The 20,579-nt window shown below is 72.2% G+C and carries 20 protein-coding genes and 1 tRNA gene; 15 read left to right on the top strand and 6 right to left on the bottom strand.

The window, feature by feature from the left end:
• The first annotated feature begins 103 nt into the window (after nt 1-103).
• Nucleotides 104-175 (top strand) — tRNA-Val (locus OHA91_RS30110).
• A 62-nt stretch (nt 176-237) separates the two neighbouring features.
• Here the strand turns inward: OHA91_RS30110 and OHA91_RS30115 are convergent.
• Nucleotides 238-963 (bottom strand): 3'-5' exonuclease, encoded by a 726-nt coding sequence (locus OHA91_RS30115; protein WP_031150265.1) that lies wholly within the window; start codon nt 961-963, stop codon nt 238-240.
• A 222-nt stretch (nt 964-1,185) separates the two neighbouring features.
• On the opposite strand from OHA91_RS30115, the gene OHA91_RS30120 reads away from it, so the two are divergent.
• Both OHA91_RS30120 and OHA91_RS30125 read left to right on the top strand, forming a co-directional pair.
• Entirely contained in the window at nt 1,186-1,800 is a 615-nt protein-coding gene (locus tag OHA91_RS30120) for a DUF4365 domain-containing protein (RefSeq protein WP_031150263.1), read from the top strand.
• Nucleotides 1,800-3,038 (top strand): hypothetical protein, encoded by a 1,239-nt coding sequence (locus tag OHA91_RS30125; protein WP_266502992.1) that lies wholly within the window; start codon nt 1,800-1,802, stop codon nt 3,036-3,038. Before OHA91_RS30120 ends, OHA91_RS30125 begins: the two co-directional genes overlap by 1 nt.
• Here OHA91_RS30125 and OHA91_RS30130 read toward each other — a convergent pair.
• Nucleotides 2,980-3,504 carry a GNAT family N-acetyltransferase gene (locus OHA91_RS30130; protein WP_328740368.1) on the bottom strand — a complete coding sequence of 175 codons (525 nt, stop codon included), beginning with the start codon at nt 3,502-3,504 and terminating at the stop codon, nt 2,980-2,982. The genes OHA91_RS30125 and OHA91_RS30130 overlap by 59 nt on opposite strands.
• Nucleotides 3,505-4,261: 757 nt before the next feature.
• On the opposite strand from OHA91_RS30130, the gene thrS reads away from it, so the two are divergent.
• Nucleotides 4,262-6,238, top strand: coding sequence for a threonine--tRNA ligase (thrS, locus tag OHA91_RS30135; RefSeq protein WP_031150257.1), 1,977 nt, complete (start codon nt 4,262-4,264; stop codon nt 6,236-6,238).
• A 71-nt stretch (nt 6,239-6,309) separates the two neighbouring features.
• Nucleotides 6,310-6,870 (top strand): HIT family protein, encoded by a 561-nt coding sequence (locus tag OHA91_RS30140; RefSeq protein WP_030830117.1) that lies wholly within the window; start codon nt 6,310-6,312, stop codon nt 6,868-6,870.
• Nucleotides 6,871-6,921: 51 nt separating this feature from the next.
• On the opposite strand, the gene OHA91_RS30145 is transcribed toward OHA91_RS30140, so the two are convergent.
• The 3 genes from OHA91_RS30145 to OHA91_RS30155 form a co-directional block, all read right to left on the bottom strand.
• A complete protein-coding gene (locus tag OHA91_RS30145; RefSeq protein ID WP_266502997.1) occupies nt 6,922-7,323 on the bottom strand; it encodes a DnaJ family domain-containing protein in 402 nt (133 codons plus the stop codon).
• 42 nt (nt 7,324-7,365) lie between these two features.
• Complete coding sequence (locus OHA91_RS30150) at nt 7,366-9,030, bottom strand: hypothetical protein (protein ID WP_266502999.1); 1,665 nt, start codon at nt 9,028-9,030, stop codon at nt 7,366-7,368.
• Between the two features lie 139 nt (nt 9,031-9,169).
• On the bottom strand, nt 9,170-11,365 hold the full coding sequence (locus OHA91_RS30155) for an elongation factor G-like protein EF-G2 (protein WP_031150251.1): 2,196 nt from the start codon (nt 11,363-11,365) through the stop codon (nt 9,170-9,172).
• 301 nt (nt 11,366-11,666) lie between these two features.
• Between OHA91_RS30155 and pgsA the strand changes: the two genes are divergently transcribed.
• From pgsA to OHA91_RS30170, 3 genes are read left to right on the top strand one after another with little or no spacing between them, the layout of a single operon-like run.
• On the top strand, nt 11,667-12,332 hold the full coding sequence (pgsA, locus tag OHA91_RS30160) for a phosphatidylinositol phosphate synthase (RefSeq protein ID WP_031150249.1): 666 nt from the start codon (nt 11,667-11,669) through the stop codon (nt 12,330-12,332).
• On the top strand, nt 12,332-13,237 hold the full coding sequence (locus tag OHA91_RS30165) for a phosphatidylinositol mannoside acyltransferase (RefSeq protein WP_266503000.1): 906 nt from the start codon (nt 12,332-12,334) through the stop codon (nt 13,235-13,237). The genes pgsA and OHA91_RS30165 overlap by 1 nt, the downstream gene beginning before the upstream one ends.
• The gene (locus OHA91_RS30170; RefSeq protein ID WP_031150245.1) at nt 13,234-14,406 is read left to right on the top strand and encodes a glycosyltransferase family 4 protein; all 1,173 of its coding nucleotides are present in this window, start codon (nt 13,234-13,236) and stop codon (nt 14,404-14,406) included. Before OHA91_RS30165 ends, OHA91_RS30170 begins: the two co-directional genes overlap by 4 nt.
• Before the next feature lie 18 nt (nt 14,407-14,424).
• Here the strand turns inward: OHA91_RS30170 and OHA91_RS30175 are convergent, their stop codons facing one another.
• Complete coding sequence (locus tag OHA91_RS30175; protein WP_328740369.1) at nt 14,425-14,787, bottom strand: hypothetical protein; 363 nt, start codon at nt 14,785-14,787, stop codon at nt 14,425-14,427.
• 130 nt (nt 14,788-14,917) lie between these two features.
• On the opposite strand from OHA91_RS30175, the gene OHA91_RS30180 reads away from it, so the two are divergent.
• From OHA91_RS30180 to ruvB, 7 genes are all read left to right on the top strand, one after another.
• Complete coding sequence (locus tag OHA91_RS30180; protein WP_031150242.1) at nt 14,918-15,460, top strand: LemA family protein; 543 nt, start codon at nt 14,918-14,920, stop codon at nt 15,458-15,460.
• A gap of 127 nt (nt 15,461-15,587) precedes the next feature.
• Nucleotides 15,588-16,505, top strand: coding sequence for a pyridoxal 5'-phosphate synthase lyase subunit PdxS (pdxS, locus tag OHA91_RS30185; RefSeq protein WP_030656154.1), 918 nt, complete (start codon nt 15,588-15,590; stop codon nt 16,503-16,505).
• Between the two features lie 7 nt (nt 16,506-16,512).
• The gene (gene pdxT / locus OHA91_RS30190) at nt 16,513-17,106 is read left to right on the top strand and encodes a pyridoxal 5'-phosphate synthase glutaminase subunit PdxT (protein ID WP_031150241.1); all 594 of its coding nucleotides are present in this window, start codon (nt 16,513-16,515) and stop codon (nt 17,104-17,106) included.
• A 57-nt stretch (nt 17,107-17,163) separates the two neighbouring features.
• Complete coding sequence (locus tag OHA91_RS30195) at nt 17,164-17,916, top strand: YebC/PmpR family DNA-binding transcriptional regulator (protein WP_031150240.1); 753 nt, start codon at nt 17,164-17,166, stop codon at nt 17,914-17,916.
• A gap of 205 nt (nt 17,917-18,121) precedes the next feature.
• The gene (gene ruvC / locus OHA91_RS30200) at nt 18,122-18,661 is read left to right on the top strand and encodes a crossover junction endodeoxyribonuclease RuvC (protein ID WP_328740370.1); all 540 of its coding nucleotides are present in this window, start codon (nt 18,122-18,124) and stop codon (nt 18,659-18,661) included.
• Nucleotides 18,658-19,290: a Holliday junction branch migration protein RuvA gene (gene ruvA / locus OHA91_RS30205; RefSeq protein WP_328740371.1), complete on the top strand. Its 633-nt coding sequence runs from the start codon at nt 18,658-18,660 to the stop codon at nt 19,288-19,290. The genes ruvC and ruvA overlap by 4 nt, the downstream gene beginning before the upstream one ends.
• A gap of 99 nt (nt 19,291-19,389) precedes the next feature.
• A complete protein-coding gene (gene ruvB, locus OHA91_RS30210; protein ID WP_031150237.1) occupies nt 19,390-20,463 on the top strand; it encodes a Holliday junction branch migration DNA helicase RuvB in 1,074 nt (357 codons plus the stop codon).
• The last annotated feature ends 116 nt before the right edge of the window (nt 20,464-20,579 follow it).

The following is a 20,579-nucleotide window of genomic DNA, read 5'->3' on the forward strand; positions in this document are numbered from 1 at the left end:
GGGCGGGGGTACTCAAATACGTACTGAGTACCGCCGGGCGGCCCCCGGCCGGGGAAGCGGTTTGAACCAGCCCCGAGGCTTCTGTATTGTTCAGTGCGTTCCCGGGCGATTAGCTCAGCGGGAGAGCACTTCGTTCACACCGAAGGGGTCACTGGTTCGATCCCAGTATCGCCCACCGGGTCAGGCCGGTCCGTCGATGACGGACCGGCCTTCCGCATGTCCGGTCCCCCTGCCCGGCTACGCCGCCGCCGACAGGTCCGGCCGCAGCGGCCAGTGCGGGTCCACCGCCTCCGGGGTCCCCTGCCGCGCGAACCACGCCTGGAGGCCCCGCGCCTGCGCCGCGTGCCACACGGCCTGGAGCGTGTGCAGTTCGGCCGGCGTCAGCCGCTCCAGTCGCGAGGCGAACCGGCGGCCCACCGCCCGTACGAGCTCCAGCGAGGCCAGCGCGTCCGCCGCCGCGTCGTGCGCGCCCTCCAGCTCGATCCCGTAGTGCGCGCACAGGTCCGTCAGCGTCCGGCGGCCCTTGCGGTACCGGTCCAGGTGCTTGTCCAGCACCCGCGGGTCCAGCACCGTCAGCGGCCGGTTGTCCAGGTACCGCGACAGCGACGACGCCCGGTGCCGGCGCAACTCCCGGTCCAGCAGCGTCAGGTCGAACGGCGCGTTCATCACCACCACCGGCCGGCCCGCGACCTGCTGCTCCCCGAGCGCGCGGGCTATCTCCTCCACCACCGGCGCCGGCCAGCGCCCGTGGCGCTGCAGGTGCTCGTCGGTGAGGCCGTGCACTTCCGTCGCGCCCGCGGGCACCGGAACGCCGGGATTGACCAGCCAGCGCGTCGTGCGGACCCGGCCGCCCGCGCACTCCTGCACGATGAGCGCGGCGGACACGATCCGGTCCTGCTCCACGTCCACCCCGGTGGTCTCCGTGTCGAATGCGGCCAGCGGGCCCTCATACCAGCGTGTCATGGCGAACTCCTCGTCCCCGGTCGGCAGTTGGGGTGCAGCCGGGCGCCGCCGCCTCGGAACGTGCCGCCCCTGCCCGAATCGGTGATACCCGGGCTGTTTGTTCCGTACGCCGTTTGCGGCGACCCGGGTGCGGAGACAACAACCTTGGGGGACCGTACACATGACCGGTCGTCACCCACCCACCCACCGAAGGCAGAGCCCGGAAGGCATGGGGAGCCGGCCATGGCGCTCGCACAGCCCGAACCGGGCGGGGTGCTGGCGGGGCAGATCGATCCGCGGACCGGAACCGGTACGGACACACCGGACGGGACGCGGGCCGTACCGCTGCGCGGCACACTCGCCACCACCGCCTGCATGGAGACCCTCCAGGTGGGATACCTGCACGCCGTCGCCGCCGCGGCCGGCTGCTCGCTGTCCCAGCCCTTCCCCGACAACGGCGTCGACTGGCACGTCAGCCACGGCGCCCCCGAGCACGTCGTCGACGACGAGGTCACCCTCAAGGTGCAGTTGAAGGCGACCTACCAGGTACCGCCCCGGCCGCCCGGGCCCACCTTCGCCTTCACCCTCGACAACGAGCACCTGGTGAAACTGGCCCGCACCCCGGTCGCCGTCCACAAGATCCTCGTCGTGATGCTCGTCCCGCGGGAGCGCGACCAGTGGCTCGCCGCCGGACACGACCGGCTCGACCTGCGGCACTGCTGCTACTGGACCAATCTCGCCGGACACCCCGTGACCGGCCGGCGCCGGACCACCGTACGGATCCCGACCGCGCGGATCTTCGACGACCGGGCGCTGTGCGAGATCATGACCCGGGTCGGGTCGGGAGGGACACCCTGATGCACTGGCACCCGTCGAACCTCGAACCACTGCTGCCCCCGGACCACGGCCGGCCCGGGCACTTCCCGGACTTCCCGCACTCCTCCGCAGCCCCCGATCCCGCGCAGGTCGACCCCGCCGTGCTCGGCGCGCTGCTGCACCGGCACGGCTGGCTGCGCCGGGGCGGGGCCGCCGGCCGGTACGGGCGCTGGACACCGCCCGGGTACGCCGGCACCAGCGTGCTCGTCCCCGAGAACAGGGCCTTCCCCGACTGCGCCGACCTGCTGGAGGAGGCGCTCACCGCCCTCTCGCGCAGCACGCTGCCGTCCGCACGGGAGGTGCTCTACGGGCTGAGCGTGCCCAGTGACGAGATCCGCTGGGAGCGGGAGGTCCCGCCGGGGGCGTACGGGCTGGAGGGCGAGGCCGCCTGGACCGTGCAGGAGCAACTGCGCTCGGCCGCCCGGCAACTGCTGCTGGCGGGGGCGCTCGCGGCGCGGGCGCGGGCCGGCTACTACGGCGCCCGCCACCGGGCCCAGGCCGAACGGGTCCTGGACGCCGTCCTGGTGGGGCCGCAGCCGGGCGGGCGGCGGCTGAGCGCGTACGTTCCGGTGGACGGCGGGCGGGGCACCGTGACGCGGCTGCACCACGCGCTGCACGCGGCCCGCGAGGCCGTCGACTACCAGCGGGCCACCGGCGGCATGGAGGCCTTCGACGCCGCGGTGGCGGCCGGGGTCAGCCGGGAGCTCGCCGAGGCGCTCATCGCGCTGGTGCGCGGCTCGGAGGGCGCGCGCGTCGCGCTGGCCTGGGCGCCCGCGGCGGGGGTGCCGGCGGGCTGCGCGGCCCGGCCGGAGCCGGTGGAGTTCTCCCCGGGCGACCTGCCCGTGCTGCGGGAGGCCGCGGCGCGCTACACGCGCGACGAGCCGGCCGTGCAGGTGCGCGTCGCGGGGGCGGTGGTCCGGATGCGGCGCTCGGCCCCGGGCGGCGGGGGCACGGTCCGGCTGCGGGTCCTCGCCGGGGCGGAGGTCCCGTACGTACGGGCCGCCCTCGACGAGGAGGCGTACCGGGTGGCGGGACACGCGCACCTGGTGGGCCTGCCGATCCGGATCAGCGGACGGCTCCAGCGCCGGGGCGGCTTCCGCCGGCTCACCGACGCCACGGACGTGAGCCCCGTCCCACTGGACGAGGTCGAGCGGGACCGCCTCATGAAGTCCCTGGACGAGTCCTTCGACCCGGCGGACGTCTTGCCGTCGGACGACTGAAGGACGCCATGACCAGGCCCGGGGCGGGGGAGAAGTCGGCGCCGCGGACGAAGCCGAGCGCCTCGTAGAGGCGGACTGCGGGGGTGTTGGCGGCCCCCGTGGTGACCTGGACGGGGCGGCCGGGGAAGAGCTCGGCCAGGGCGTGGCGCAGCAGCAGGGAGGCGACGCCCCGGCGGAAGAAGGCCGGGGCCACGCAGAGCCGGTCGATGCCGATGCCGCCGTCGGGCTCCTCCTCCCAGGCGAGGAAGCCGGCCAGCTCGCCGCCCTCGGCGACGGCGCCGACCCAGCGCAGGTCCTGCGCGCGCAGCTCCGGGAGGCTCTCGCGGAGCGCCGGGATGCCGTCGAAGCCGATGAGCTCCGCCTCGACCGCGTACGCGGCCCGGCCGATCCGGTGCACGGCGGCCGCGGTGGCGTCGTCGCTCAGGTCGAGCGTGCGTAGGTGCGGGCGTATGTGCGGGCTCGGCACAGGGGTCCCTCCGTGGGCTGGGGCGGCCCCCACGCTACCGCCGGCTTCCGGCGGCGGACCCGGAATTTCCGCTGCGCGTCCGCTGCCCGTCCGCTGCCCGTCCGCTGCGCGGTGCGTGACGGGGCTTCGGGGCGGGGCGGTGCGCCTGCGCTGCGCGTGACGGTTCGGGCCGTGAGCCGGGGCTTCGGGGTGTGGCGGTGCGCGTCCGCTGCGCGGTGCGTGACGGGGCTTCGGGGTGGGGCGGTGCGCCTGCGCTGCGCGTGACGGTTCGGGCCGTGAGCCGGGGCTTCGGGGTGGGGCGGTGCCCCTCCGGGGCGTCTCCTCGGCTCGCGAACCCTGTGCCGGATCGGCCCCCTGGTCGGCGCTGGGTTCGCTCGGCCTGCGGGGACGCCCCGGAGTGTCCCCACCCCACGGGCCGTCTCCGCCTGTGAGCCCGGGCCCACTCCGGGATCTCCCCGCAGGCCGAGCGAACCCACCCCTGACCAGCGGACCGGCTCGGCACGGGGTTCGCGAGCCGAGGAGAGATCCCGGGGGGACCCCGCGCCACGCCCCGCCTGCGGATGCCCGTGCCGAGCGGTGCCAGTGCCCGGTAGCGGGGGCCGTGCGTCCGGGTCCGGCTCGGGTGGGCGGTGCCCGAGCCGTCGGGAGGGGGTCCGGGCCGGGCCGGGGAGGAACCGTTTAGCGGCGCAGCCACTCGGCTCGGTACGATTCAGGCGCGCAGCGTTCGCTCGCGCATCCCCTGAGTCAGGAGAGACCGGTGTCAGACGTCCGTGTGATCATCCAACGCGATTCCGAGCGGGACGAGCGCGTGGTGGCCACGGGCACTACGGCGGCGGAGCTCTTCGCCGGCGAGCGCACCATCGTCGCCGCCCGTGTGGCGGGCGAGCTCAAGGACCTCGCCTACGAGGTGCAGGACGGCGAGACCGTCGAGCCGGTGGAGATCTCCTCCGAGGACGGCCTCAACATCCTGCGCCACTCGACCGCGCACGTCATGGCACAGGCCGTGCAGGAGCTGTTCCCCGAGGCCAAGCTCGGCATCGGCCCGCCGGTCCAGAACGGCTTCTACTACGACTTCGACGTGGCCCGGCCCTTCACCCCGGAGGACCTCAAGGCCATCGAGAAGAAGATGCAGGAGATCCAGAAGCGCGGCCAGCGCTTCTCCCGCCGCGTCGTCACCGACGAGGCGGCCCGCGAGGAGCTCGCCGACGAGCCGTACAAGCTGGAGCTCATCGGCATCAAGGGTTCCGCGTCCACCGACGACGGCGCGAACGTCGAGGTGGGCGGCGGCGAGCTGACCATCTACGACAATCTGGACGCCAAGACCGGCGACCTGTGCTGGAAGGACCTCTGCCGCGGTCCCCACCTGCCCACCACCCGCAACATCCCGGCGTTCAAGCTCATGCGCAACGCCGCCGCCTACTGGCGCGGCAGCGAGAAGAACCCGATGCTCCAGCGCATCTACGGCACCGCGTGGCCGTCGAAGGAGGAGCTGAAGGCCCACCTCGACTTCCTCGCCGAGGCCGAGAAGCGCGACCACCGCAAGCTCGGCAACGAGCTCGACCTCTTCTCCATCCCGGACGAGATCGGCTCCGGCCTCGCCGTCTTCCACCCGCGCGGCGGCATCATCCGCCGGGTCATGGAGGACTACTCGCGCAAGCGGCACGAGGAGGAGGGCTACGAGTTCGTCTACTCCCCGCACGCCACCAAGGGCGCCCTCTTCGAGAAGAGCGGCCACCTGGACTGGTACGCGGAGGGCATGTACCCCCCCATGCAGCTCGACGGTGGTACCGACTACTACCTCAAGCCCATGAACTGCCCGATGCACAACCTGATCTTCGACGCGCGCGGCCGCTCCTACCGCGAACTGCCGCTGCGCCTGTTTGAGTTCGGCACCGTGTACCGGTACGAGAAGTCGGGTGTCGTCCACGGCCTGACCCGCGCCCGCGGCTTCACCCAGGACGACGCGCACATCTACTGCACCCGTGAGCAGATGGCGGAGGAGCTCGACACCACCCTCACCTTCGTGCTCAACCTGCTGCGCGACTACGGCCTGACCGACTTCTACCTGGAGCTGTCCACCAAGGACCCGGAGAAGTTCGTCGGCTCGGACGAGGCCTGGGAGGAGGCGACCGCGGTCCTCGCGCAGGTCGCCGAGAAGCAGGGCCTCCCGCTGGTCCCGGACCCGGGCGGCGCCGCCTTCTACGGTCCGAAGATCTCGGTGCAGTGCAAGGACGCCATCGGCCGTACCTGGCAGATGTCGACCGTGCAGCTCGACTTCAACCTGCCGGAGCGCTTCAACCTGGAGTACACCGCGCCCGACGGCTCCCGTCAGCGTCCGGTCATGATCCACCGCGCGCTGTTCGGTTCCATCGAGCGGTTCTTCGCCGTGCTGCTGGAGCACTACGCGGGCGCCATGCCGCCGTGGCTGGCGCCGGTCCAGGCCGTCGGCATCCCGATCGGCGACGGGCACGTCGAGTACCTGCAGGCGTTCGCCGCCGAGGCGAAGAAGCAGGGTCTGCGGGTCGAGGTGGACGCCTCCTCCGACCGCATGCAGAAGAAGATCCGCAACCACCAGAAGCTCAAGGTGCCGTTCATGATCATCGTCGGTGACGAGGACATGGCGGCGGGCACGGTCTCCTTCCGCTACCGCGACGGTTCGCAGGAGAACGGCATCCCGAAGGACGAGGCGCTGGCCAAGCTGGCGAAGGTCGTCGCGGACCGCGTCCAGGTCTGATCCGCAACGTCGGGGCCCCCGGGAAGTGATCACTTTCCGGGGGCCTTCCTCGTCCGCGCAGGCAAGGTCATATGCTGCATGCCATGACGACTGAGCCGGAGCAGCAGATCGGGGTCGGCACGCAGGACGCGTTCCAGCGTCTGTGGACGCCCCACCGGATGGCCTACATCCAAGGGGAGAACAAGCCGACCGGCCCGGAGGCCGGGGACGGCTGTCCCTTCTGCGGGATTCCGGAGATGTCCGACCAGGACGGCCTGGTCGTGGCGCGGGGCAAGCACGTCTACGCCGTGCTGAACCTCTACCCCTACAACGGCGGCCACCTGATGGTCGTGCCGTACCGCCACGTCGCCGACTACACCGAGCTCGACGCCCCGGAGACGGCCGAGCTGGCCGACCTCACCAAGCGGGCGATGGTGGCGCTCCGCAAGGCCTCGGGTGCGCACGGGTTCAACATCGGCATGAACCAGGGCGCGGCGGCCGGCGCCGGCATCGCCGCGCACCTGCACCAGCACATCGTGCCCCGCTGGGGCGGGGACACGAACTTCATGCCGGTGGTCGGCCACACCAAGGTGCTGCCCCAACTCCTGGCGGACACGCGCCAGATGCTCGCCGACGCTTGGCCCGTGGGCTGACCTCCGGGGGCTCCGCACGCCCGGCGGGCGGCGGTGCCCACGCCTCGCGGCCTACGCCTCGCGGTTCTCGCGCCGGGCCCGCAGCTCGGCCTCGACGTCGAACTCCTTCAGGTTGAGGGGAGGGCCCGGCGGGGGCATCCGCAAGGCCGCCCGGATCTTGTCATTGACCTCGGTGAGGAGGGCCCGCGCCTCGCGCTCCGTGCGCGCCGCCGCGGCCGCCTCGCGGGCGTCCTCGGCCTCCTTGCGCAGGGCGAGCGCCGGCGGGAGGGCCGCGAAGCCCTCGCGGTGCATCTTGCCCCGGATCCACCACAGCTCGTCGTACGGGGCGTCCAGCGAGGCCATCGGCTTGCCGAAGCCGGGCAGCTCCTCGAAGTCGCCGCGTGCGGTGGCCTGCCTGATCTGCCGGTCCACGAAGGACTCGAAGTCCACGCCAGGCGGTTTGCGCTCGGTCATGGTTGCCTCCTCGGGCCGTCTCCTCGTCTCCCTCCAGCCTAACTAGGCGTCGTAGACGTCCGCCTTGCGCGGGGCGGGCTCCTGGATGAGGCCGCTCATGATCGAGGAGCGGTTGGTGAAGCGATCGGTGTCCACGCCGTTCTCCTCCAGGACCTTGAAGGTCGCCGCGTGGATCGACCGCAGGACCGGAGCCACCGTGCGCAGGGCGTCGTCGGCCATGAACCGGTGGCGCCACATCGAACTCGCCCAGACGTGGCGCAGGCCGAAGGGTTCGGGCAGGACCAGCTTGCCGCCGAAGAAGTCGAGGACCGGCGGGTACCAGGTCAGCGGCGCCCGCACGGCGAGGCGCACCACCTCCTGGGCGTCCACCAGCGGCAGCGGCTTCTCCACGGTCTCCCAGAAGCGGATGCTCTTGGGCACCTCCACCACCGGGGCCTTGGACTTGGTGGTGAACAGGCCGTGCACGGGGCCCAGGGCGTGCGCGGTGACGTCCACGCGCAGCGTCTTGTAGAGCACGGTGACGGTGACCAGCATGTTGATGATCAGCTGGCCGTCCCAGAGCGGGTACTGGATGCCCAGGTAGTGGCGGTTCCCGGAGTTGAACTGCTGCTCGTTGCAGATCCGGGTGACCTCGTGCGGCTTGACGAGGAAGGCGTCGACGTTCTCGCCGGTGGGGCGGGCCACCTCGGCGGCGCCCTCGCCGACCGGGGTGACGATCCAGTGCTGGATCGCGGCGGGCGGGAAGCCGCCGGTGTGCAGCGGGCCGCGCTCCAGCTTGCGCAGCTGGGCGTCGATCGCGCGTATGACGTCCCAGGCGCGGAAGGGGTGGATCTCCTTGCCCTCGTCCTTCGGGGCGAGCTCCTCGGCCATCTGCCAGTTGCCCCAGCGGGTGCCCATGCCCAGGATGCCCTTGGGGCCGGCGTAGAAGACCTGGTTGCTGCGGTCCTCCGCGGTGAGCTTGGCGAGCTGGAGGCGCAGGTCCTCGCGGGCCTTCTCGTCGGGGTTGCCGGGCACCGCCTCCGGGATCTTGGCGGCGACCCCGCCGCCGGACAGCAGTCCGTCCCAGCGTTCGCGCAGGTCGCGGGCGGTGGACTCGCAGGTGCGGCGGGCGAGCAGCCAGCCCAGCGCGGGAACGATGATCATTCCGCGGACGTAGAGGCCGAGGAAGCCGGTGAGCGGCAGCCTGAACATCAGGACGGCCACCACGATGCCGATGCCCACCAGGAGCGTGGTACCCAGCCAGGAGTGCTTGCCCTGCTTGGAGGCCAGGGACTTGCGGAGCTGGAAGAGGCCCAGCCACAGCAGCAGCCCGGGCAGGAACAGCACACCGCAGACCAGCATGATCAGCCGGAGCCTGCGGTCGCGCTCCTTGCGGATGCGGGACGCGGCCAGGCAGTGCTCCACGACCGTCTGCGGGTCGGCGCCGAAGGACTGGATGAGCGGCTTGCGGCCGGACCCCAGGGTGCGGGCCTCGACGGCCCGGCAGAAGGCCTCGCCGAGGCTGGGCTCGAAGAGGGAGAGCTTCGGGGGCTTCACCGTGGCCGGGTGGTTCTCGCTGTTGGCCCCGAGTATGGCCTCGAGCTTGCTGTCCTTGCCGCCGTCGCGGTACGCGGCCGAGGCGAGGGCGTTGGTCGCCGCCGTCTGCCCCCCGCCGTTCTGCAGTGGAATCTGCGCGCCGGGCCTGAAATCGAATCCGTCGTCCGCCACCGCTGCCCCCCTCGCTTGCGTTCCTGCTCTTTTGGTGCGCCGACGAGCCTATCGGCGGATCTCGCCCCATGGTCATGGGACAGGGAAATGCCGCCCACCGCAAGACGGTTGGGTGGGCGGCACCCCGGTGCTACCTCAACTACGTTCCCTTCTCCGTCTGTTCGCGCACCTTTTCCGCGATCTGGGGCGGCATGGGCTCGTGCCGGGCGTAGGCGCGGGCGAAGCGGCCGGTGCCGTGCGAGACGGAGCGCAGCTCGACGGCGTAGCGGCCGATCTCGATCTCGGGGATCTCGGCGCGGACCCGGGTGCGCCCGGCCCCGGCCTGGTCGGTGCCGACGACACGGCCGCGGCGGCCCGCGAGATCGCTCATGACGGGCCCGACGTACTCGTCGGGGATCAGGACGTCGAGCTCGGCGACCGGTTCGAGCAGGTCGATCCGGGCCTCCGCCGCGGCCTCGCGCAGGGCGAGCGCGCCCGCGGTCTGGAACGCGGCGTCCGAGGAGTCCACCGAGTGCGCCTTGCCGTCGAGGAGGGTGATGCGTACGTCGACCAGCGGGTAGCCGGCGGCGACCCCGCGGGCGGCCTGGCTGCGCACGCCCTTCTCCACGGACGGGATGAACTGGCGGGGCACGGAGCCGCCGACGACCTTGTCGACGAACTCGATGCCGCTGCCGGGCGGGAGCGGTTCCACCTCGATCTCGCAGATGGCGAACTGGCCGTGGCCGCCGGACTGTTTGACGTGCCGGCCGCGGCCGGCCGCCTTGCCGCCGAAGGTCTCGCGCAGGCTCACCTTGTGCGGGACGGGGTCGACCTGGACGCCGTAGCGGGTGCGCAGCCGCTCCAGGGCGACGTCCTGGTGTGCCTCGCCCAGGCTCCACAGGACCACCTGGTGGGTGTGTGGGTTCTGCTCCAGCCGCATGGTGGGGTCCTCGGCGACGAGCCGGGCCAGGCCCTGGGAGAGCTTGTCCTCGTCGGCCTTGCTGTGGGCCTCGATGGCGAGGGGGAGCAGGGGGTCGGGCATGGTCCACGGCGCCATGAGGAGGGGGTCGTCCTTGGCGGAGAGGGTGTCGCCGGTCTCCGCGCGGCTGAGTTTGGCCACGCAGGCCAGGTCCCCGGCGATGCACCGGCCGAGAACGCGCTGCTGTTTGCCGAAGGGGGCGGTCAGGGTGCCGATCCGCTCGTCGACGTCGTGGTCCTCGTGCCCCCGGTCGGCCAGGCCGTGCCCGCTGACGTGGACGGTCTCCTCCGGGTTCAGGGTGCCGGAGAAGATGCGTACGAGGGACACGCGGCCGACGTAGGGGTCGGAGGAGGTCTTGACGACCTCGGCGACCAGGGGTCCGGCGGGATCGCAGGTGACGTCGGGGCGGGCGGAGCCGTCGGGACGGGTGACGGTGACGGCGGGGCGCTCCAGGGGGGTCGGGAAGCCGCCGGTGATCAGTTCGAGGAGTTCCACGGTGCCGAGGCCCTGGCGGGCGCCGTCGGCGGCCGGGGCGGCCATCAGGACGGGGTGGAAGGTGCCGCGGGCGACGGCGCGCTCCAGGTCGTCGACGAGGGTCTTGAGGTCTATGTCCTCGCCGCCGAGGTAGCGGTCCATGAGGGTCTCGTCCTCGCTCTCGGCGATGATCCCCTCGATGAGCCGCGCGCGGGCCGCGGTGATGAGGTCCAGCTCGGCCGGGTCCGGGTCGCGCTCCACGCGCTCGCCGGAGGCGTACTCGTACACGCGCTGGGACAGCAGGCCGAGCAGGCCGGTGACGGGGGCGTGCCCGTCCGGGCCGGCGGGGCCGTGCAGGGGGAGGTAGAGCGGGATGACCGCGTCGGGGTCCTCCGCGCCGAAGATCTCGCCGCAGACGGTGGTCATCTGCGCGTAGTCGGAGCGGGCGGCCTCCAGGTGGGTCACGACGATGGCGCGGGGCATGCCTACGGCCTCGCACTCGTCCCAGACCATGCGGGTGGCGCCGTCGATCCCGTCCGAGGCCGAGACGACGAAAAGGGCCGCGTCCGCTGCGCGCAGACCGGCCCTGAGTTCCCCGACGAAGTCGGCGTATCCGGGGGTGTCCAAGATGTTGATCTTGATCCCGTCCCATTCGACGGGGACGAGGGAGAGCTGGATGGAACGCTGGCGTCGGTGTTCGATCTCGTCGTAGTCGGAGACGGTGGCGCCGTCCTCGACCCGACCGGCCCGGTTGACCGCTCCGGCGGTCAGGGCGAGGGCTTCGACCAGTGTGGTCTTGCCGGATCCGCTGTGGCCGACCAGCACGACGTTCCGTATGGACGAGGGGCGGTCGGCCGTCAGTGCCCTGCCGGCGGCTCCGGCTTGGTGTGATGTGGCTCCCATGGTGCTCGTGCCTCCCGGTGGTGACGGTGAGGAGGGTGGGTTCCTTGTCCCCGCGCATGAGGAATGCGCGGTTCTACGAGCTTTGCACTGCTGTCACACCGCGTCCATACGTCGTACCGGGGACGTACCGGGGACGTACGGGGGCCTTACCCGTGACGCACAGGCGGCGGTCCGCGGCATGAAGAACGCCTTACGGGCGAGAACCGGTGGGTGCGCGGCGTTCCGGCGGCGGCGTGCTGGCTACGATGGGCCAGCCGGTGGCCGTGGTGGCCGTGCGGCCCAGCGACCCTCCGGGAAGGCCATGCTGAACAAGTACGCGCGTGCATTCTTCACGCGTGTTCTCACGCCATTCGCCGCATTTCTGCTCCGGCGGGGGGTGAGCCCGGACGCGGTCACCCTGATCGGCACGGCCGGAGTGGTGGCGGGCGCGCTGGTCTTCTTCCCCCGCGGGGAGTTCTTCTGGGGCACCATCACCATCACCCTCTTCGTCTTCTCCGACCTCGTCGACGGGAACATGGCCCGCCAGGCCGGGATCTCCAGCCGGTGGGGCGCCTTCCTCGACTCCACCCTCGACCGGGTGGCCGACGCGGCGATCTTCGGCGGCCTCGCCCTCTGGTACGCCGGCTCCGGCAACGACAACGCGCTGTGCGCGGTGGCGATCTTCTGCCTGGCCAGCGGCCAGGTGGTGTCCTACACCAAGGCGCGCGGCGAGTCGATCGGGCTGCCGGTGGCCGTCAACGGGCTCATCGAGCGCGCCGAGCGCCTGGTGATCTCGCTGGTCGCGGCCGGCCTGTCCGGACTGCAGACCTTCGGGGTGCCGTCCTGGATCGGCGTCCTCCTGCCGATCGCCCTGTGGGTGGTCGCCGTCGGGTCGCTCGTCACCCTGATCCAGCGCGTGGTCACCGTACGCCGCGAGTCCGCTGAGGCCGACGCCGCGGCGGCCGCCTCCGAAGGGGGCGCCGCCTGATGGGCGCCGCACAGGACAAGCTGGTGGACGGCCTGTACGGGCTCGGCTGGGCCGGGGTCAAGAAGCTGCCCGAGCCGGCCGCCGTTGCCCTCGGCCGGCGGATCGCGGACTTCGCGTGGAAGCGCCGCGGCAAGAGCGTGCTGCGCCTGGAGTCGAACCTGGCCCGGGTGGTGCCCGACGCCGGCCCCGAGCGGCTGCGCGAGCTCTCCCGGGCCGGCATGCGCTCGTACATGCGGTACTGGATGGAGTCCTTCCGGCTGCCGACCATGGACCCGGAGCGGTTCGGCACGGACGTCGAGTTCAAGGACGAGCACATCCTGCGCGAAGCCCTCGCCTCCGGACGCGGGGTCGTCGTCGCCCTGCCGCACCTCGCCAACTGGGACCTTGCCGGGGCCTGGGCCATCGGCCACATCGGGGTGCCCTTCACCACGGTCGCCGAGCGCCTCAAGCCCGAGACCCTCTACGACCGCTTCGTGGCCTACCGCGAGAGCCTGGGCATGGAGGTCCTGCCGCACAGCGGCGGCGCCGCCTTCGGCATCCTCGCCCGGCGGCTGCGCTCCGGCGGCCTGGTCTGCCTGGTCGCGGACCGGGACCTGTCCGCCTCCGGCGTCGAGGTCGACTTCTTCGGCGCCACGGCACGCATGCCGGCCGGACCGGCGCTGCTGGCCCAGCAGACGGGTGCGGTGCTGCTCCCGGCCACCCTGCACTACGGCGACACGCCGAAGATGTACGGCCGGATCCACCCCGAGGTGGAGGTCCCGAAGACCGGGACCCGGGCCGAGAAGACCACCGTCATGACCCAGGCGGTGGCGGACGCCTTCGCGTGGGGCATCGCCGAGCACCCGGAGGACTGGCACATGCTTCAGCGGCTCTGGCTGGAAGACCTGGAGGAGCGCACGCTGTGAAGATCGGCATCGTGTGCCCGTACTCGTGGGACGTGCCGGGCGGCGTCCAGTTCCACATCCGGGACCTGGCCGAGCACCTGATCGGCCTCGGCCACGAGGTGTCGGTACTGGCCCCGGCCGACGACGAGACCCCGCTCCCGCCGTACGTGGTGTCCGCGGGGCGGGCCGTGCCGGTCCCGTACAACGGATCCGTGGCCCGGCTGAACTTCGGCTTCCTCTCGGCGGCCCGGGTCCGGCGCTGGCTGCACGACGGCACCTTCGACGTCATCCACATCCACGAGCCGGCCTCGCCGTCGCTGGGGCTCCTGTCCTGCTGGGCGGCCCAGGGGCCGATCGTGGCCACCTTCCACACCTCGAACCCGCGCTCCCGGGCGATGATCGCCGCGTACCCGATCCTGCAGCCCGCGCTGGAGAAGATCAGCGCGCGGATCGCGGTGAGCGAGTACGCGCGGCGCACGCTGGTGGAGCACCTCGGCGGCGACGCGGTCGTCATCCCCAACGGCGTGGACGTGGATTTCTTCGCCAAGGCCGAGCCGAACCCCGACTGGACCGGGCAGACCCTGGGCTTCATCGGCCGCATCGACGAGCCGCGCAAGGGCCTGCCCGTGCTGATGGCTGCCTTCCCCAAGATCGTGGAGGCGTGCCCGGACGTACGGCTGCTGGTCGCGGGCCGCGGCGACGAGGAGGAGGCGGTGGCCTCGCTGCCGGCCGGTCTCCGCTCGCGCGTCGAGTTCCTCGGCATGGTCTCGGACGAGGACAAGGCGAGGCTGCTGCGCAGCGTCGACGTGTACGTGGCCCCGAACACGGGCGGCGAGAGCTTCGGCATCATCCTCGTCGAGGCCCTGTCGGCGGGCGCGGCGGTACTGGCCTCCGACCTGGACGCCTTCGCGCAGGTCCTGGACCAGGGCGGGGCCGGCGACCTCTTCGCCAACGAGAACCCGGACGCCCTGGCGGCCGGGGCGATCGCCCTCCTGCGGGACCCGGACCGCCGGGCGCGGCTCAGCGCCAGCGGCTCGGCGCACGTCCGCCGCTTCGACTGGTCCACGGTCGGGGCGGACATCCTGGCGGTCTACGAGACGGTCACGGACGGCGCGGCGGCCGTGGGCCCGGACGAACGCGTCCCCCTCCGCACCCGCCTGGGCTTCTCGAAGGACACCTCACCCTCCTGACCGGGCCGGGGAGACGGGTCAGCGGGCGCCGACGGTCCGGTACGGCCGTCCGTCGGCGCCGACAGCCACCTCGTGGACCTCGCCCCCGACCGTGGTCATGCGTACCCGGTCGCCGGCCGCCCACACGGCCTCGGCGAGTCCGCTCTCCTCCGCGTCGCCGTTGAAACAGCCGGCAAGCCAGCGGCGTTCCAGGAGCCGGCTCCCGTCGTGGACGTAGACGCACCGGACCGGATCCAGGTAGCCCGCCGCGGTCACCACGACGAGTCGGCGGTCCGTCCGGCCGGGGGCGGCCGCCTCCGCGTCGATTCGGGGCTCCGGGCCGTCCGTCCCCGTCGAGAGGAAGCCGGCGAGCAGCATCGCCGGGACGCCGAAGACGAGCACCAGGCCGGCCAGGGGCCCCCGCAGCTGGGACTTCGGCGGGCCCAGCAGGATGGCCCCGGTCAGCGCGGCCAGGGGCGGCGGCCAGGGCCGATGGGAGCCCGGTGCCCCCGGAACGGTAGGGTCGCGCAGCGTGATCGAAACCCTTGTCTGGATCGCCCTGGCCCTGGCTGCCGTCGGCGTCTACCTCAGCTGGACCGCCGGCCGGCTGGACCGGCTGCACTCGCGGATGGACGCCGCGCGGGCCGCGCTCGACGCACAGCTCGTCCGGCGCGCCTCCGTGGTGCTGGAGGTGGCCACCTCCGGGGCGCTCGACCCCGCCTCCTCGCTGGTGCTGTACGAGGCCGCGCACGCCGCCCGGCAGGCCGAGGAGGATCACCGCGAGGTCGCCGAGAGCGAGCTGAGCCAGGCGCTGCGGGCGGTCTTCGCCGACGCGGACCAGGTCGAGGTGCTGAAGGCCGCTCCCGGCGGGGCACAGGCCACCGAGGAACTCGCGGCGGCCGTCCGCCGGGTGCCGATGGCCCGCCGGTTCCACAACGACGCCGTACGGGCCGCCCGCGCGCTGCGCCGCCACCGCAAGGTCCGCTGGTTCAGACTGGCCGGGCACGCGCCGTTCCCGCTGGCCTTCGAAATGGACGACGAACCTCCGGCGGACCTCGCGGACCGGCCGGCCTAGGGCCACGAGGGACAAATGAAAGAGCCACTGGCTCCACATTGGCCCTTGTAGTGGACTGGTCCCCTGGGGTTTCCTCGGCCCAGTAGTACGCGCAGTACCCCGTCTTCCTTTCGAGTGAGGTCAATCCGTGAGCACGCTTCCCACCTCCCCCCAGTCCGCCGAGTCGGCGATCGGCACCTCGCGCGTCAAGCGCGGCATGGCCGAGCAGCTCAAGGGCGGCGTGATCATGGACGTGGTCAACGCCGAGCAGGCGAAGATCGCCGAGGACGCCGGCGCCGTGGCCGTCATGGCCCTGGAGCGGGTCCCGGCCGACATTCGCAAGGACGGCGGCGTCGCGCGCATGTCCGACCCCAACATGATCGAAGAGATCATCGAGGCCGTGTCCATCCCCGTGATGGCCAAGTCCCGCATCGGCCACTTCGTCGAGGCCCAGGTCCTGCAGTCCCTCGGCGTCGACTACATCGACGAGTCCGAGGTCCTGACCCCGGCCGACGAGGTCAACCACTCCGACAAGTGGGCGTTCACCACCCCCTTCGTCTGCGGCGCCACCAACCTGGGCGAGGCCCTGCGCCGCATCGCCGAGGGCGCGGCCATGATCCGCTCGAAGGGCGAGGCCGGCACGGGCAACGTCGTCGAGGCCGTCCGCCACCTGCGCCAGATCAAGAACGAGATCGCCAAGCTGCGCGGCTTCGACAACAACGAGCTGTACGCCGCCGCCAAGGAGCTGCGCGCCCCGTACGAGCTCGTCAAGGAGGTCGCCGAGCTCGGCAAGCTCCCCGTCGTGCTGTTCTCCGCCGGTGGTGTCGCCACCCCGGCCGACGCCGCCCTGATGCGCCAGCTCGGTGCCGAGGGTGTCTTCGTCGGCTCCGGCATCTTCAAGTCGGGCGACCCGGCCAAGCGCGCCGCCGCCATCGTGAAGGCCACCACCTTCTTCGACGACCCGAAGATCATTGCGGACGCCTCCCGCAACCTGGGCGAGGCCATGGTCGGCATCAACTGCGACACCCTCCCCGAGGCCGAGCGCTACGCCAACCGCGGCTGGTAGTCCCGACATGACGAACACCCCCGTGATCGGTGTCCTGGCCCTCCAGGGCGACGTACGGGAGCACCTGATCGCCCTGGCCGCGGCGGACGCCGTGGCCAGGCCGGTCCGGCGCCCCGAGGAGCTCGCCGAGGTCGACGCCCTGGTGATCCCCGGCGGCGAGTCCACGACGATGTCGAAGCTCGCCGTGCTCTTCGGCATGCTGGAGCCGCTGCGCGAGCGCGTGGCCGCCGGCATGCCCGTGTACGGCACCTGCGCCGGCATGATCATGCTCGCGGACAAGCTCCTCGACGGCCGCGAGGACCAGGAGACCCTGGGCGGCATCGACATGATCGTGCGCCGCAACGCCTTCGGGCGCCAGAACGAGTCCTTCGAGGCGAAGATCGACTTCGCGGGCATCGAGGGCGGCCCGGTCGAGGGCGTCTTCATCCGCGCCCCGTGGGTCGAGTCCGTCGGCGCCGCCGCCGAGGTGCTCGCGACCTACGACGGCCACACGGTCGCCGTGCGCCAGGGCAAGGTCCTCGCGACCTCGTTCCACCCCGAACTGACCGGCGACGACCGCGTCCACGCGTACTTCGTCGAGATGGTGCGCGCCGGGCTGTGACGAGCTCCCGGTAGGATCGAAGACGAACACTGTTGGTGACGCGAAGGAGACAGGCGGATGTCCGGCCACTCTAAATGGGCTACGACGAAGCACAAGAAGGCCGTGATCGATGCCAAGCGCGGCAAGCTCTTCGCGAAGCTGATCAAGAACATCGAGGTCGCGGCGCGTATGGGCGGCGCCGACATCGAGGGCAACCCGACGCTCTTCGACGCGGTTCAGAAGGCCAAGAAGCAGTCGGTCCCGAACAAGAACATCGACTCCGCGGTCAAGCGCGGCGGCGGCCTGGAGGCCGGCGGCGCCGACTACGAGACGATCATGTACGAGGGCTACGGTCCGAACGGTGTCGCGGTGCTCATCGAGTGCCTCACCGACAACCGCAACCGCGCCGCCTCCGACGTCCGCGTCGCCATGACCCGCAACGGCGGTTCGATGGCCGACCCGGGCTCGGTCTCGTACCTGTTCAACCGCAAGGGCGTCATCATCCTGCCCAAGGCCGAGCTCTCCGAGGACGACGTGCTCGGCGCGGTGCTCGAGGCCGGTGCCGAAGAGGTCAACGACAACGGCGACACCTTCGAGATCATCAGCGAGGCCACCGACCTGGTCGCGGTCCGCACCGCGCTCCAGGACGCCGGCATCGACTACGACTCGGCGGACTCCAGCTTCGTCCCGACCATGCAGGTCGAGCTCGACGAAGAGGGCGCCCGCAAGATCTTCAAGCTGATCGACGCGCTCGAGGACAGCGACGACGTCCAGAACGTCTTCGCCAACTTCGACGTCTCGGACGAGGTCATGGAGAAGGTCGACGCGTAACGCCGGCGCGAGCCGAGCGGATCCGGCGGGCCGACAGGACACACCCTGTCGGCCCGCCGTCGCATTGTCAGTGCGGGCGGATAGCCTGACGGCGTCAACCGGGTGTGCGCCCGTTTTCGGACCGCAACCATCAATTTGAGCAACCACGACGGTGCTCAGCCACCTCCGCGAGAGCGGCGGCGGTTTAGCCGCAAAAGGGGGCGCGGTGCGCGTACTGGGCGTGGACCCGGGGCTGACACGATGCGGAGTCGGCGTCGTCGAAGGCGTCGCCGGCCGCCCCCTCACCATGCTCGGGGTGGGGGTCGTACGGACGCCCGCCGACGCGGAGCTGGGCCACCGGCTCGTCGCCGTCGAGCAGGGCATCGAGGAATGGCTCGACACGCACCGGCCCGAAGTCGTCGCCGTGGAGCGGGTCTTCAGCCAGCACAACGTCAGCACCGTGATGGGCACCGCCCAGGCGAGCGCCGTCGCGATGCTCTGCGCCGCCCGCCGCGGGATACCGGTCGCCCTGCACACCCCCAGCGAGGTCAAGGCCGCCGTCACCGGCAGCGGCCGGGCCGACAAGGCCCAGGTCGGCGCGATGGTCACCCGGCTGCTGAGGCTGGCGGAGCCGCCCAAGCCCGCCGACGCGGCCGACGCCCTCGCCCTCGCCATCTGCCACATCTGGCGGGCCCCCGCCCAGAACCGCCTCCAGCAGGCGGTCGCCCAGCACGCCCAGCACGCCCCGAAAGGCCGTACCCGATGATCGCCTTCGTCAACGGCGCGGTCGCCGCGCTCACCCCCACCCTCGCCGTGATCGAGGTCGGGGGAGTGGGCATGGCCGTGCACTGCACGCCGAACACCATCGCCGGCCTGCGGATGGGCGAGCAGGCCCGGCTGGCGACCTCCCTGGTCGTACGGGAGGACTCGCTGACCCTGTACGGCTTCGCCGACGACGACGAGCGCCAGGTGTTCGAGCTGCTGCAGACCGCGAGCGGTGTCGGACCGCGGGTGGCTCAGGCGATGCTCGGCGTGCACAGCCCGGACGCCCTGCGGGCGGCCTTCGCCGCCGGTGACGCGAAGGCGCTGACGGCGGTGCCGGGCATCGGCCCGAAGGGCGCTCAGAAGCTGCTGCTGGAGCTCAAGGGCAAGCTGGGCGCCCCGCTGGGCAGCAGCGGCCTGGTGGGCGCCCAGCGCGCCGTCGCGTCCGCCCCGTCCCCGTGGACGGAGCAGCTGTCCGCCGCCCTGATCGGCCTCGGCTACGCCTCCCGCGACGCGGAGGAGGCCGTTGCCGCGGTGACCCCGCAGGCGGAGGAGGCCATCGCCGCCGGCGGGGCGGCCCCCGTGCCGCAACTCCTGCGGGCCGCGCTCCAGACCCTCAACCGGGCCCGCTGACCCGCCCGCGCCGCCCGGCGGCCGGGGGGCCGCCCCGGACGCCGCGGCGCCGCCGCACGCGACCGACCACCGTACGAACCGAGAAGGCAGACTGACACCGTGAACTGGGACGACGACACCACCGCCGAGGACGAGGCACGTATCGTCGCCGCCGCGGCGGACGGTGAGGACACCGCCGTCGAGGCGGCCCTGCGCCCCAAGGACCTCGGGGAGTTCGTCGGCCAGGAGAAGGTCCGCCAGCAGCTGGACCTGGTCCTGAAGGCGGCCAAGCAGCGCGGGGCCACCGCGGACCACGTCCTGCTGTCCGGCGCGCCCGGACTCGGCAAGACCACCCTCTCCATGATCATCGCCGCCGAGATGGGGGCGCCCATCCGGATCACCTCCGGCCCCGCCATCCAGCACGCCGGCGACCTCGCCGCGATCCTCTCCTCCCTCCAGGAGGGCGAGGTCCTCTTCCTCGACGAGATCCACCGCATGTCCCGGCCCGCCGAGGAGATGCTCTACATGGCCATGGAGGACTTCCGCGTCGACGTGATCGTCGGCAAGGGGCCGGGGGCCACCGCGATCCCGCTGGAGCTGCCGCCCTTCACTCTGGTCGGCGCCACCACCCGGGCCGGACTGCTGCCGCCGCCGCTGCGGGACCGCTTCGGCTTCACCGGCCACATGGAGTTCTACGCTCCCGAGGAGCTGGAGCGCGTTGTCCACCGCTCCGCCCGCCTCCTCGACGTGGAGATCGACACCGACGGCGCGGCCGAGATCGCCGGACGCTCCCGGGGCACCCCGCGCATCGCCAACCGGCTGCTGCGCCGCGTGCGCGACTACGCCCAGGTCCGGGCGGACGGGGTGATCAACCGAGAGGTGGCCGCCACCGCCCTCCAGGTGTACGAGGTGGACGCCCGCGGCCTCGACCGACTGGATCGAGCCGTTCTGGAGGCACTCCTGAAGCTGTTCGGCGGCGGGCCCGTCGGCCTGTCCACCCTCGCCGTGGCGGTGGGGGAGGAGCGGGAGACCGTGGAGGAGGTCGCGGAACCCTTCCTGGTCCGCGAGGGCCTGCTCGCGCGCACCCCCAGGGGACGGGTCGCGACCCCCGCCGCATGGGCTCACCTGGGCCTTGTCGCACCGCAGCACGGCGGAAGTGGATCAACGGGGCAACAGGGCTTGTTCAGGGCCTGACGGCGCGGAGGTTCGCCCCCTCAGGAACTGCGGTGCCATGCTGGGCGTTGTTCCATCGGTGCGGACTCGCCTAGACTCCGCCGATGCCGACCCTTCGGGTCGGCGTGCCCACCCCC

The organism is Streptomyces erythrochromogenes, from assembly GCF_036170895.1.
Lineage (GTDB): Bacteria > Actinomycetota > Actinomycetes > Streptomycetales > Streptomycetaceae > Streptomyces > Streptomyces erythrochromogenes.

Bases quoted from the DNA above. Each gene is read 5' to 3' on its own strand.
- OHA91_RS30115 (WP_031150265.1), bottom strand. From the start codon at position 963: ATGACACGCTGGTATGAGGGCCCGCTGGCCGCATTCGACACGGAGACC.
- OHA91_RS30145 (WP_266502997.1), bottom strand. From the start codon at position 7,323: ATGACCGAGCGCAAACCGCCTGGCGTGGACTTCGAGTCCTTCGTGGAC.
- ruvA (WP_328740371.1), top strand. From the start codon at position 18,658: ATGATCGCCTTCGTCAACGGCGCGGTCGCCGCGCTCACCCCCACCCTC.
- OHA91_RS30165 (WP_266503000.1), top strand. From the start codon at position 12,332: ATGGGCGCCGCACAGGACAAGCTGGTGGACGGCCTGTACGGGCTCGGC.
- OHA91_RS30155 (WP_031150251.1), bottom strand. From the start codon at position 11,365: ATGGGAGCCACATCACACCAAGCCGGAGCCGCCGGCAGGGCACTGACG.
- OHA91_RS30125 (WP_266502992.1), top strand. From the start codon at position 1,800: ATGCACTGGCACCCGTCGAACCTCGAACCACTGCTGCCCCCGGACCAC.
- OHA91_RS30140 (WP_030830117.1), top strand. From the start codon at position 6,310: ATGCTGCATGCCATGACGACTGAGCCGGAGCAGCAGATCGGGGTCGGC.
- OHA91_RS30120 (WP_031150263.1), top strand. From the start codon at position 1,186: ATGGCGCTCGCACAGCCCGAACCGGGCGGGGTGCTGGCGGGGCAGATC.
- OHA91_RS30195 (WP_031150240.1), top strand. From the start codon at position 17,164: ATGTCCGGCCACTCTAAATGGGCTACGACGAAGCACAAGAAGGCCGTG.
- pdxT (WP_031150241.1), top strand. From the start codon at position 16,513: ATGACGAACACCCCCGTGATCGGTGTCCTGGCCCTCCAGGGCGACGTA.
- pgsA (WP_031150249.1), top strand. From the start codon at position 11,667: ATGCTGAACAAGTACGCGCGTGCATTCTTCACGCGTGTTCTCACGCCA.